A 12,653-nucleotide genomic window follows, 5' to 3' on the forward strand; every position below is an offset into this window, starting at 1 on the left:
GGCAAGAACAAGAACGATCCAGGCTCATGACCTCTCAAATCCCTTCCTTCCTGCCCGTTCGGGCTGTGCTTGCTGTAGCCCTTCTCCTTGTTTTCCTTTCGGCCGAGACTGCCTGGGGTCAGTCCCGGGAGATTGAGAATCTGGTCGTGGACCAGAACAGAGTGATCGAACGTTTTCGCCAGCCGCTCGAAGTGCAACCCAGCCTGGACCTGGCCGTGCCTCTGGAGCGCCGTGCCCTGGTTGATTTGCCCGAGAAGCCTTACCTTCTCAGGCGCATTGCGTTCAGTGGAACGAAGGTTATCCCCTATCCTGAATTGGGGCCGCTTTGGCAAGACCTGAAGGGACAAGCTGTCGGCCGAGGCCAGATCGAGGACCTGGTCGTTGCGGTTGAGCGTTACTACTACGAACGGGATTACTTCGCGCGCGCCTTGGTGACCGAGTGGGATGTCGAGGCAGGGGTGCTGCATATCCAGGTTTTTGACGCCTATATCGAGGAAATCCGTATCAACAGCGATATCCCGGATGTCGCCAGCCGTTTGCAGCCCTATCTGGATCGGATTGCGGGACAGGTGCCCTTGAGGGTCTCAAGACTTGAGCGGAACCTGCTTCTGATCGAAGACCTTGAAGGGTTCTCCATTGATGCTCTGCTGGAAAAGATCCCCGATAACGTTCAGGCCGGCCGATTGACCCTGCAGGTTGATCCCGAGGGTCCCGGTGGCCGCGTGGTGTTCGACAATACCGGATCAGACGATATCGGCCCCTATCAGGCCATCGGCCATGTAGAGGTTGGAGATATTTTCCAGCTGTTCGAGAGTAATGCCCTGACTGTTGTGACCAACCCCTTCAAACCCAGGGAATTTTTCATGGGGCAGTGGCAGCAATCCGCGCCGCTTGGAACGGAAGGCCTGCGCTTTGGTTACTCGCTTGGCTATGTTGAGTCACGACCCGGCGGCGAGGCAGCCGAGCTCGATATCGAGGCGAAGACCACCTTGAGTTCGTTCTGGTTGGAGTATCCTTTCCTGCGCCGCATCGACTACAACCTCCTTGGGCGGCTGGATATCTCGACACAGGACGATCGAATCTGGGCTGGTTCGACACGCATCATTACAGACAGGCAACGCTGGGCAACCCTGAGTGCCAGCTATGATCAGAACTTCGAGTCCTCGGCTTTCCTGGGTCGCGTGTCCCTTTCACAAGGCCTGGAAAGCCTGGGCTCCAGTGATGTGGATGCTTTCGACGTCGCCAGATATGGCGGGCGACCGGATTTCAGCCTGATGGCAGTGGAGGGGCATTGGCATCAGAACCTTGATGAAGATTGGAGCCTGGCCGCCTCGGCGACGGGTCAATTGGCCTTTACACGCCTACCACAGACCATGCGCCTGACATTGGGCGACAACAGCTTTGCACGGGCCTATTCACGGACTTCCGTGGTGGGTGACAGCGGTTTTGCCGGTGCTCTGACCCTGCGCTACAGCCTGGATAGCCTGCTCGACGAGGTGAAAGGGCTGTCCAGCTTTGCCTTCGTGGACCAAGGCTATCTGCACAACGATCCGCTTGGTACGGAATTCCGCGCCGCACACCTCGGCTCTGTCGGTTTGGGCCTTGCCTTCCGTGACCTGGCAAGCATTACGCTTGCGCAGCCTACCTGGTCGAGCCGGGAGATCGAGGATCGGGGAACCCAGGTTTTCTTCCAGTTGCAATACGCCTTCTGACTCCGTCGCCCTGGCTGAGTCTATCGCTCTGGGTCGGGAAAAGCGGTGTGGGATTCCTGCGTTGACCTTTCCTGTCGGTCTGAGCAGGATTCGCTGCAAGCAAGAACTCCCGCCAGGGAGCTCCCATCCGGCCGTTCGGCCAAGTACAGCCAGAAACCACAACGAGAGAAGACTGAAGAGGAAATGCCATGCGCCTGCTTCTTGCCATGATGAAGCACGAGACCAACACCTTTTCCCCGGTGCCGACCCCTCTGGAGCGCTTTGCGCGGCGCGGAAACACGCCGCTGCGCGGTGCGGACGCCGTCGCTGCCTATCGCAACACCGGGACCGTGCTCTGCGGCTACATGGACGAGGCCGAGCAGGCCGGGGCCGAGATCGAAGTGGCGATTGCCGCCGAGGCCTGGCCCAGTGGACCCGTGGAGGACGAAGCCTACCGCATCATGACCGATGCCATCTGCGAAGCGGTCGAGAAGGGCGGCTGGGACGGAATTCTGCTGGACCTGCATGGCGCCATGGTGACCGAGAGTCTGGAGGACGGCGAGGGCGCTCTGGTTCGACGGGTCCGGGAACTGGCCCCCGACACTCCCATTGCCGTGGGCCTGGACATGCATGCCAACCTCTATGACGAGATCGTCAGCAATTCCAATGTGGTGGCCGGATATCAGACCTATCCGCACATCGACATGTACGAGACGGGACGCCGGGCCGGGCGCGCACTGATCGGTCAGATCAAGGGCTCGGTCAAGCCAACGCAAGCCTGGGCCAACAATCCCATGCTGCCGCATGTGATGCGCCAGGGAACCGATGACCATCCCAACAAGGAGATCCAGGCGCGCTGCATCGAGATGGAACAGCGCCCCGAGGTGCTCTCGGCCAGCCTGTTCGTCGGTTTTCCCCATGCCGACATCCGCGAGGCGGGCCTTTCGGCCGTGGTGGTGACCGACAACGATCCCAGCCTGGCCGAGCAGATGCGGGACGAGTTGCTGGACATGGCCTGGAAAGCGCGTGAAGCCTTCGTCTATCACCCCGAACCTCTTGCGGACTCCGTGGCCCGGGCCAAGGCCATTCCCAAGGACATGGAAAAGGGGCCCGTGATTCTGCTGGACCATTACGACAATGCGGCCTCCGGCGGGACCATGGACACGACGGCCGTGCTGGCAGAGATCCTGAGACAGGAGCTGGAGGATGTCGCCGTCTTCGGTATCTTTGATCCCCAGGCCGTGCAGCAAGCGGTGGCCGCGGGCATTGGTGAGACGGTCACGCTGAAGATCGGCGGCAAGCTGGACATGCCGGCCATTCCCGCGGAGAACAAGCCTTTGGAGGTAACCGGTCGTGTGAAGACCATTTCCGAAGGGCGCTATCGCAACAAGGGGCCGATGTACGCCGGTGTGGCCATGGATATGGGCACGGCCGTGGTGCTGGATACCGGCAAGGTGGATATCGTGGTCATCTCGCGCCATGTGGAGCCGCACGACATCAATGTCCTGCTGAGCCTGGGGATCGACCCCTTGCAAAAGCGTTATGTCATGCTGAAGAGTCGTATTCACTGGCGTGCCGGCCTGAAGCACATTGCTCGGGATATCATCGAGTGCGCCGGCATCGGGGTGTGCACCTCGGACTACAGCCAGCTGAACTTCTCGAAGGTGCGCCGTCCGGTCTATCCCCTGGATGAAATCAGCGATCGGCGCTGAACAGGGATATCTTCCAAGAAAAAGCGCCGGTTCCTGTCGGAACCGGCGCTGATCTTGCAGTCGGTGTAGCGGGGTCGAGTCAGGCTGCTTGCTGGCAGAGGGGCTCGACCCTACCGGTAAAAAAAGTCTCGTGGAGACCCTTGATCGCCTTGCTGAGATCCTGGCGCTGAACCAGGAACTGTACGTCCACACTGCGCGTGTTCTGATGCGCGGCAATGACGTCGACACCTGCGGCCTCCAGGGCGTCAAGGCCCCGCGACAGGACACGCAGGCCATTGAGATTGCGCCCGATGACCGAGGCAATCGACAGGGAGCGCACGGTGATTTCCGCTGAAGGATAGCGCTCCTTCAGATCGTGCTCCACACGCTTGATGGACTTCAGCGAAGCGTCCACGTAATGCGTGATGGTGTTGGCGTTCGAAGTCTTGGAGGTGATGCGCACCTTGTGCCGGGTCAATGCCTCCAGGAAGGCAGCGTCGTAGCCCTTGACGCCCACCATGTCCTGTTCGAACAGCTCGATGGAGTAGATGTCCAGGCCGGTCACGATTTCTGCCGAACCGGTCTCGGTCGTGCTTTCATCGATCAGGGTGCCCGGATCCTCGGGCTCGAAGGCATTGGTCACGCGCAGCGGGACGCTGGCCTGCCGCAGGGTCTTGGCCGCCTTCGGATGGATGGCCTCCATGCCCATGTTCGACAACTGGTCGGCCACATCGTAGTTGGTGTGGCCCAGCTTGCAGACCGCATCCGCGCCCACGATTCTCGGGTCGGCGGACGAGAGGTGGAATTCCTTGTGGATGATGGCCTCACGTGCAGACGTCAGGGCGGCGATCTGCGAAAAGGTCACCTCGGAATACCCACGGTCGAATTCCTTCATCAGGCCTTCGGAGCACTGGGCATAACCCGTGACGATGGGCAGCTCGTTCTCGAGATCAATGTCGGCGAAGGCCGATTCGATCCGTTCACGCAGGCTGTGCTCAGCGTCGTCGCGCCAGCCGCTCAGGTCCACGAAGCGTGCGTTCACGTCCATGCGACGCAACAGCATGGAGGTGACGAAGGCCGAATGGGCCTCGCCCAGGCCCGAGAGCAGCTCGCGGATCACCAGCATGTGCTGTGACAGGCGGAAGTGCCCGTAGGAACACAGCCGCTGCAGGTCGATCAGGCAACTGCGCGCGCCCTCGATGCGTTCGCGCACGAAGTCGTCGGCAAAGCTGCGGTCGGCAGGATGCTCCAGGACCTTTTCGTGCGCCGCGCACATGGCTTCGGCGACACGGCTCAGCGCATCCGACCAGCCATGGTCGCTGTCAGAGCTTGAGAAGAGTGCATAGACACCCGGCTCGCCGGACTTCTTGTGCTCCAGCAACAGGTCCGTGATCCCGCCGAAGGCGGAGACCACGAAGATCCTGTTATAGAGCTCGCTGCCCGTGCGCTTGCCGACAATCAGGCTGTCTGCCAGCTCGTTGACATGCGACATGGATGTGCCGCCGATCTTCTCAACGGTATGCTCTCCGGCCGAATGGCCAGCTTCAATGGATCTGTCAGTCATTGCTTTCCTGCCCCTTGGGGCAAATTTCTGTGTCAGCTGTCGGCTGGCGCGTAGGACCCATCGGCCTGGTGCACTTCATTGCCGGTGACCGGTGGATTGAAGCAGCAGGCCATGACAAGTTCCTCGTCGGCGCGCAGCGTGTGTTTGTCGTGCTGATCCAACGCGTACATCACACCCGGCTTGATCTCGTGGGTCTCGCCGGTGGCCAGGTCGGTGATCGAGCCCTTTCCCTGCATGCAGTACACACTCTCGAAGTGGTGCTTGTAGTGGAAGGTATGCTCGGATCCGGCTTCCAGGATCGTGATGTGGAAGGAAAAGCCCATGTTGTCGTCGGCCAGAAGCATGCGGACCGAAGTCCAGTGTGCATCCGACACGGCGCGCGGGCCGTTCTTCAGTTCATTGAAATCGCGAACGATCATTCTTTTTCTTACTCCGCTGCGTGTTTCAGGCCGGTGCAACTCAATGCAGCCTGTTCCAGTATATCCAGACCCGCCTTGAATTGCTCCATCGGCGTGGTCAGCGGTGCCAGGACCTTCACGACCTCGTCATCGGAACCCGATGTTTCGATGATCAGGCCATGCTGGAAGGCCTCGGCGCAGATGGCTTCGGCCAGTTCCCCGGAACCGACATCGACGCCTTGCATCATGCCACGGCCTTTCAGGCGTGCGCCAGGGATACCGTCGGCAATGCGCTGGAGGCGTTCGGTGAGCACCTCGGCCTTCTCGGCAATTTCCTTCACGAAGCGGTCGTCGGACCAGAATTTCTCCAGTGCAACGCGCGCCGTCACAAAGGCGTGGGTGTTGCCGCGGAAGGTGCCGTTGTGTTCCGCCGGTTTCCAGATGTCATGTTCCGGACGCACCAGCAGGGCGGCGAAGGGCAGGCCAAAGCCCGAAAGCGACTTGGCCAGCGGGATCAGGTCAGGCTCGATGCCCATTTCGTCGAAGCTGAAGAAGCTGCCCGAACGGCCAATGCCGGCCTGGATGTCGTCGACGATCAAGAGAGCGCCATACTTCTTCGCCAGGCGGGCGATGCCCTGGACCCATTCGGTCGAGGCCGCATTCAAGCCACCTTCGCCCTGGATCAGTTCGACGATGAAGGCTGCCGGCGCGTCGATGCCACTGGAGGTGTTGTCGAGCAGCATCTCGATCTGGGACAGGGTATCCACGTCCTCGCCGAAGGCGCCTTCGTAGGGCATGCGGGTGACGTCGTTCAGGGAGACGCCACCGCCGCCTTCACGTTTGCCAAGATTGCCCGTGGCCGCCAATGCGCCCAGTGACATGCCGTGAAAGCCGTTGGTGAAGGCAATGATGTTGCGGCGCCCCGTGACCTTGCGTGCCAGTTTCATGGCCGCTTCAACCGCATTGGTGCCGGTTGGGCCGGTCATCATCAGGCGGTGGGGCATGCCACGCGGCTCCAGGATCAGGCTTTCGAAGGTTTCCAGGAAGGCCTGCTTGCTGTCGGTGTACATGTCCAGCCCGTGGGCAATGCCGTCACCGGCAATATGCTCCATCAGCGCCTGCTTCATGTCCGGGTCATTGTGACCGTAGTTGAGTGATGAACAGCCGCCAAGAAAGTCGATGTACTCGCGACCTTCGCGATCGATCATGGTGCTGCCGCTGGCGCGCACGAAGACCGTGTCGAAAGAGCGGCAATAGCTGCGCACTTCGGATTCGCGGCGGGCAAAGATATCGGTTTCGGCTGTTGTTACAGTCGACATGGGAATTTCCTTGGTGGAGTCTGTTTAGAGTAGATGCGGTGCGTTCAATACCGCTGGGCGCTCAGGCAGCGCTGCGCAGTGCCTCGCGCAGGGAGATCGTCACCATGTATTCGGTGTCGTGCTTCCCGTCGAAATGCTCTTCGCTCTTGAAGTGGGCTTCGCTATCCACCTCGGCGTCGGCCTTGCCGGCGAATCGGGTGAAAAGTCCCCAGGAGGCATCATTATCCCGGGTGATCGTGGTCTGGATGCGCTGCACGTCCGCGCAGATATCACGGTCCAGAAGTTCCGCCAGCATGCGCTGGCCTAGGCCCTGTCCGCGGGCCTGTTCGGAAACGGCGACCTGCCAGACGAAAAGTGTCTGCGCGTCGTCGGGCAGAAGATATCCGGACACCCACCCTACGGCCTCACCATCGAGTTCGGCCAGAACACAGGTGTCGCGAAAGTGATCGCACTGGATCAGGTTGCAATACATCGAGTTCTCGTCGAGCGGTTTGCACTCCCTGATCAGCGACCAGACGGCGGAACCGTCAGCGTCCTCGGGTTTGCGCAATTTGATGGTCTTGCGCGGGACGATCTTGGGTCTGTCTTGCATGGTGGCTATCCTCATGCTCTTAATTTGTTAGCCATACTAAATATATTATCGCGAATCAAAAATCAAGAGGCTTGGAATCCCATGAGAAAATTCCCCATTTCCAGTGGGTTCCGGTTTCATCTTCAGTTAGAAAGGCTTACTATATATAAGCTCGATAAAGCGGGTCCTTAAGTGATACAAACTATATGGGATGCGAATCGTGATGGTGCGCAGGTTGCAGGACCCGATTCTCTCGGGGAAGGGTCCGCTCAGAGATGAGGTCAAACCATGGACAGAACGGATCAGAGCCTGATTGCAATTCGACGGATTTTCCGTGCGACGGAGATTTACGGTCGGGAGCTTGCCAAGGCGGCGGGCCTGACAGCCGTGCAGATTCGTGTGCTGCAGATCGTCGATGAAAATGGCCAGGCCACTTCGAAGGAAATTTCACAACGCATGGGGGTGGCCCAGGCCACGATGACGTCCCTGATCGATCGTCTGGTGGCCAAGGGAATGGTCGAGCGCAGGCGTTCGGAAGCCGACCGGCGGCAAACCAATATCTTCATTAGCGAAGCTGGACGCGCGGCCGTGAAGAAAGCGCCCGATCCCCTGCAGCAACGCTATGTGAAGCAGTTTACCGCCCTGGAGGATTGGGAGCAGGCCATGATCGTGGCCTCCCTGGAGCGCGTGGCATCCATGCTGGATGCCGAGGAGATCGATGCTTCGCCTGTCCTCGATGTGGGCGAGTTCGGATCCCGCGAACCCCGCTCCCGTGCGCGGTAGGTATTGAGCCCGGAAACGGCCGAAGAGAGGCAGCGCCAACCTTGCTTCTGGTTTCGTACCAGGGGGCTCACGCGAGAGGTGCTGAGTTATATTCAGGGCCGAGGGTTACAGCCAACGGCGCACGCGGCTTCTGTATGCAAGGTAGGCGTCGCCGAACTTTCCTTCCAGGTAGCGTTCCTCGCGACGAATGACGCCGTAATGCATCACGGCAAGTAGCGGCACCAAAAGAATCAGGTTCCACAGGCTGTCGAACAGCAGTGCAATGGCAAGGTATAGCCCTGTCATGCCCAGGTACATGGGATTGCGTGTGTAGCCATAGATGCCGTCGGTGACGATTGCGGTCGAGCTGTGCCAGGGCTCCACCGGGGTGCCGGCTCGCCGGAACCTCAACAGGCCCATAGCGATGACGAGACAGGCAATGACGGCAAGCAGGGCTCCTGCCAGATAGCGGGGCAGGGGTGGCAGGCCCGTGGCAAGCGGTAGAACCAGACTCTCAAACCCAAACCCGAGGCCAAGCGCCACTGCGAAGATCAGGGGAGGAGGGGCGATCACGCCGGCCGTATCCCGGTGTTGGGAACTGTTCGTCGACCGGGACATGGAAGAAACTCCTTACAGCTGTGTGGTTCCTTCAAGAATGGGTTGTGCTGTCCGGGTTCACAAGGCCTGCCGGCAGGTCTTTTATAAAGTCGGCTGGCCCTTGCGCAGTCTGGCAAAGCTTACCTGATGAAGTGTTCATGAAGGGTTGTTATAGTGCCTCCTTCCACGCGGCCAGGGCGCCGTTCCCGCATGGCGTTGGATCCGCGGCAGACCATCAAGAAGTCATATAAAATGGGAGGATATATCATGAAAACAGCATTTGCCCGTACGACACACCGTCTTGGGCTTGCCGGCGTTTCGCTGGTTGCGCTGACCGGCCTTTCCCTCAGCGCCCAGGCGCAACAGACCATCACCGTTGGTCACGCCATCTCCGACGATTCACACTATTCCGTTGGCGTGGATGCCTTTGCCGAGAAGTTGGCCGAATTGAGCGACGGCGCCTTTACTGTGGACGAACAGCCTTCGGGTGCGCTGGGTGGCGAGCGCGACATGATCGAAGGCCTGCAGATCGGCACGCTGGATGCGGTCATTAACTCGACCGGTCCCCTGGGCAATTTCGTGCCCGAGACCTATGTCCTGGACCTGCCCTTCTTGTTCCGCGACTACGACCATGCTCGCTGTGTCCTGGATGGCGAGATTGGTCAGAACCTCCTCGACAAGGTCGGGGAGAATGACTTGGTGGGCCTGGCCTGGACCGAGAACGGCTTTCGCCACATGACGAACAACCAGCGCGAAATTCACACTCCGGAAGATGCCGCCGGCCTGAAGGTCCGCACCATGGAGAACGAAATGCACATGGCGGCGTTTGAGGAAATCGACGTGCAGCCCACACCCATGGCCTTCCCCGAGCTCTTCACGGCCCTGCAGCAGGGTACGGTCGACGGTCAGGAAAACCCCATTTCCGTGATCCTGACCAGCAACATGTGGGAGGTTCAGGATCACCTGTCGCTGACCGGTCATGTCTACTCCCCGGCGATTATGCTGGCATCGCCGGTGCTATGGGACGGCTTGAGCGAGGAAGAGCGTGGCTGGTTCATCGAGGCCGCCCAGGCCGGGGCCGAAGCCACGCGCAGCATGGTGTCCCGTCTTGAGACCGAAGGGGTCGAGGAGTTGAAGGAAAAGGGCATGACGGTGGTCGAGGATGTCGACACCAGCGTGTTCCAGGAGGCCGTTGAGCCTTCCTATTCCGTCTATACCGACGAGCACGGCAGCGAGATGCTGAACCGGATTCGCAACAGCGATTGCTAAGCTCTGTCTCACACAGCCCACCCCGGATCCTGTTCCGGGGTGGGCTAGTCCGGGAAACATGACTTCATGGAACGATTCCTGCGTGTTGCGGACTTCACCACACGCCTGGCGTTGGTGGTGGCAGTGGCCATGCTGGTTGTCGCGGCTGCCAGCGGATTCTATCAGGTGCTGACCCGTTTCGTCTTTAATGCGCCCTCGACCTGGTCCGAGGTCCTGACGCGCTCGGCCATGATCTGGTGCGTCTTCCTGGCCATGGCGGCCTGTTTCCGCTGGGGTTACATGATGGCGGTCGAGGTGATTTACCAGCTAGTGTCCCGGCGATTGCTGCTGCTGGTCGAGATTCTGGTCGCCGTGGCCTGCCTGCTAGTGCTCTGGATCCTGCTGTATTACGGCATCGCCATGACCCTGCGTGTCAGCAGCCAGACCCTGTCGGGCCTCTATATCTCGATTGCCTGGATCTATGCCGCCATTCCCGTGGGCGCGGCCTTTTCCATTCTGGCCGTCATGGCGCGTCTGTTGGCCCAATTGACCGGACGTGAGCCATTGGGCCGCACACGGGACGAAACCTTGGATGAGGCGGAAACCAGGAGTGAACAGGAAGGCAAGCGCGCATGAACCTGGCGATTGCCATTTCCCTGATCCTGCTGTTCGCCTTGGGTGTGCCCGTGGCGGTTTCCATTGTCCTGGCCTCGGTCATCGGCATCGAGTTCTTCTCGCGCCTGCCACTGTTGATGGTGCCTCAGCGCATGCTGGTAGGGGTCGACAGTTTTCCCCTGATGGCCATTCCCTTCTTCATCCTGGCGGGCAATCTGATGGCGGCCGGGGGTGTGTCGGAACGCCTGGTGGACGTGGCCAAGTCCGTGGTGGGGGGGCTGCAGGGCGGGCTGGCCATGGCCTGTGTCCTGACCTGCATGATGTTTGCCGCGGTTTCGGGTTCAAGCGTGGCGACCACCTTCGCCATTGGCTCGATCCTGATTCCGGCCATGGTGCGCCATGACTACCCCAGGCCGCTGGCGGCCTCGATCCAGGCATCGTCCTCGGAACTGGGAGTCCTGATCCCGCCTTCGATCCCGCTGATTCTCTATGGCGTCAGCACCGATACCTCGATCGGACGGCTGTTCATCGCCGGAATCGGACCGGGCTTGCTGATCGGCGGGGCCTTGCTGACCTTTCTCTATATCTTCTGCCGAATCCGCGGCTATGGCCTGCGCGACCGCGAGGACCGCTCCTCCTTCCCGCGCGCCTTCCGCCGGGCCTGGGCGGCCCTGCTGATGCCGGTGGTGGTCATCGGCGGCATCTACGGCGGCGTCTTCACGCCGACCGAAGCTTCGGCCGTGGCGGTGGTCTATGCCTTGATTGTCGGCGGGCTGGTGTATCGCGAGCTGGGCTGGCGTGATCTCTGGCCGGTTCTGCGCAAGAGCGTCATTTCAACGGCAACGGTGATGCTGATCATTGCAGCGGCGGCGCTGTTCAGCTTCCTCATCAGCCGCTCCGGACTGCCGTCCGAGGTTGCCGGCTGGGTGACGGAGGTCTTCGACAGCCCGGTCACCTTCCTGTTGGCGGTCAACGTCATGCTGTTGATCATCGGCATGTTCGTGGAAACGTCAGCGGCGATTCTGGTATTGGCGCCGATCTTCACGCCGATTGCGGTTCAGTACGGCATCGATCCGGTACACTTCGGCCTGATCGTCGTGGTGAACCTGGCGCTGGGCATGTTCACGCCGCCCTTGGGCGTCAATCTTTTCGCCGCCTGTGCCGTGGCCAACCTGTCCATCGACAAGCTGATCCCCTGGCTGATGCGCTTCGTCCTGGTGGTTCTGGCCTGCCTGATGGCGATCACCTATCTGCCCTGGATCTCTCTGGGGCTGGTGGACCTGCTCTACTGAGTTTCTGCGTGCAAGGAACTCGGAGCTTCCGTGGATTCACAGGATGTCCAGGGGTTGCTTGCGACGTGGCGGCGGAAAAGCCTGGTCCAGTTCGCTCAAATCGTCCTCGCTCAACTGCAGGTCAAGCGCGGCCCGGTTTTCCTCGACATGGGCGGCCGTTCCGGCCTTTGGAATGGCAATCACGTCCTCTTGGCGCAGCAGCCAGGCGATCGCCACTTGGGCCGGGTTTGCGTCCTGCCGTGCGGCCACCCCTTGCAGGCCCGGGTTGTCCAGCATGCGCCCTTGCTCGATGGGGGAATAGGCCATGATCGGGATCTGTCGCTCGCGGCACCAGGGCTGCAAATCCCATTCTATGCCGCGGCGGGTCAGGTTGTAGAGGACCTGGTTTGTCTGCACCGCGGTGTCGTCGCGCAGTGCCATCAACTCCTCCATGTCCGAAACGTCGAAATTGCTCACACCCCAGTGGCGGATCTTGCCGGCCGTGACCAGTTCCTCGAAGGCCTCGATGGTTTCCCGCAGGGGCGTTCCGCCGCGCCAGTGGAGCAGGTAGAGGTCGAGGCGATCCGTTCCCAGTCGCTCCAGGCTGCGTTCGCAGGCCTTGATGGTGCCTTGCTTGCTGGCATTGCTCGGCAATACCTTGCTGACTAGGAAAACCTCGTCGCGCTGCCCGGCGACCGCCTCGCCGACAAGCTGCTCGGAAGCCCCGTTGCCATACATCTCCGCTGTGTCGATCAGGGTGAGGCCCAGGTCAATGCCACGGCGCAGGGCCCCAATTTCCTCCTCGCGTGAACGTAAGCCATCACCCATGTACCAGGTGCCCTGACCCAGGGCCGGGACCATTTCACCGGAGGGGAGGGTGCGGGTTCGGATAGCGGAGTTGGGCACGGCAGTTCTCCTTCAGGCAT

At 60.5% G+C, this 12,653-nt stretch carries 12 protein-coding genes; 6 read left to right on the forward strand and 6 right to left on the reverse strand.

Annotation, left to right across the window (positions count from 1 at the left end):
• Positions 1 to 26 precede the first annotated feature (26 nt).
• Entirely contained in the window at positions 27 to 1,712 is a 1,686-nt protein-coding gene (locus tag G502_RS0116705; RefSeq protein ID WP_022729829.1) for a ShlB/FhaC/HecB family hemolysin secretion/activation protein, read from the forward strand.
• A gap of 188 nt (positions 1,713 to 1,900) precedes the next feature.
• The gene (locus G502_RS0116710) at positions 1,901 to 3,403 is read left to right on the forward strand and encodes a M81 family metallopeptidase (RefSeq protein ID WP_022729830.1); all 1,503 of its coding nucleotides are present in this window, start codon (positions 1,901 to 1,903) and stop codon (positions 3,401 to 3,403) included.
• Positions 3,404 to 3,482: 79 nt separating this feature from the next.
• Here G502_RS0116710 and G502_RS0116715 read toward each other — a convergent pair whose 3' ends face one another.
• The 4 genes from G502_RS0116715 to ectA form a co-directional block, all read right to left on the reverse strand.
• Complete coding sequence (locus G502_RS0116715) at positions 3,483 to 4,946, reverse strand: aspartate kinase (protein ID WP_022729831.1); 1,464 nt, start codon at positions 4,944 to 4,946, stop codon at positions 3,483 to 3,485.
• A 32-nt stretch (positions 4,947 to 4,978) separates the two neighbouring features.
• Entirely contained in the window at positions 4,979 to 5,365 is a 387-nt protein-coding gene (locus G502_RS0116720) for an ectoine synthase (protein ID WP_022729832.1), read from the reverse strand.
• An 8-nt stretch (positions 5,366 to 5,373) separates the two neighbouring features.
• A complete protein-coding gene (gene ectB / locus G502_RS0116725; protein WP_022729833.1) occupies positions 5,374 to 6,663 on the reverse strand; it encodes a diaminobutyrate--2-oxoglutarate transaminase in 1,290 nt (429 codons plus the stop codon).
• 61 nt (positions 6,664 to 6,724) lie between these two features.
• Positions 6,725 to 7,255 carry a diaminobutyrate acetyltransferase gene (gene ectA, locus G502_RS0116730; protein ID WP_022729834.1) on the reverse strand — a complete coding sequence of 177 codons (531 nt, stop codon included), beginning with the start codon at positions 7,253 to 7,255 and terminating at the stop codon, positions 6,725 to 6,727.
• 267 nt (positions 7,256 to 7,522) lie between these two features.
• Here ectA and G502_RS20910 point away from each other — a divergent pair, with 267 nt between their 5' ends.
• Entirely contained in the window at positions 7,523 to 8,017 is a 495-nt protein-coding gene (locus G502_RS20910; protein WP_022729835.1) for a MarR family winged helix-turn-helix transcriptional regulator, read from the forward strand.
• Between the two features lie 105 nt (positions 8,018 to 8,122).
• Here the strand turns inward: G502_RS20910 and G502_RS0116740 are convergent, their stop codons facing one another.
• The gene (locus G502_RS0116740) at positions 8,123 to 8,614 is read right to left on the reverse strand and encodes a methyltransferase family protein (protein WP_022729836.1); all 492 of its coding nucleotides are present in this window, start codon (positions 8,612 to 8,614) and stop codon (positions 8,123 to 8,125) included.
• A 246-nt stretch (positions 8,615 to 8,860) separates the two neighbouring features.
• Here G502_RS0116740 and G502_RS0116745 point away from each other — a divergent pair, with 246 nt between their 5' ends.
• The 3 genes from G502_RS0116745 (at position 8,861) to G502_RS0116755 (ending at position 11,748) form a co-directional block, all read left to right on the forward strand.
• Positions 8,861 to 9,862, forward strand: a complete 1,002-nt coding sequence (locus G502_RS0116745) for a TRAP transporter substrate-binding protein (RefSeq protein WP_026989605.1) — start codon at positions 8,861 to 8,863, stop codon at positions 9,860 to 9,862.
• Positions 9,863 to 9,928: 66 nt separating this feature from the next.
• The gene (locus tag G502_RS20915) at positions 9,929 to 10,477 is read left to right on the forward strand and encodes a TRAP transporter small permease (protein WP_022729838.1); all 549 of its coding nucleotides are present in this window, start codon (positions 9,929 to 9,931) and stop codon (positions 10,475 to 10,477) included.
• A complete protein-coding gene (locus tag G502_RS0116755; protein ID WP_022729839.1) occupies positions 10,474 to 11,748 on the forward strand; it encodes a TRAP transporter large permease in 1,275 nt (424 codons plus the stop codon). Before G502_RS20915 ends, G502_RS0116755 begins: the two co-directional genes overlap by 4 nt.
• A gap of 36 nt (positions 11,749 to 11,784) precedes the next feature.
• Here G502_RS0116755 and G502_RS0116760 read toward each other — a convergent pair whose 3' ends face one another.
• On the reverse strand, positions 11,785 to 12,633 hold the full coding sequence (locus tag G502_RS0116760) for an aldo/keto reductase (RefSeq protein ID WP_022729840.1): 849 nt from the start codon (positions 12,631 to 12,633) through the stop codon (positions 11,785 to 11,787).
• Between the last annotated feature and the right edge of the window lie 20 nt (positions 12,634 to 12,653).

It is taken from the genome of Fodinicurvata sediminis DSM 21159, from assembly GCF_000420625.1.
GTDB lineage: Bacteria > Pseudomonadota > Alphaproteobacteria > Kiloniellales > DSM-21159 > Fodinicurvata > Fodinicurvata sediminis.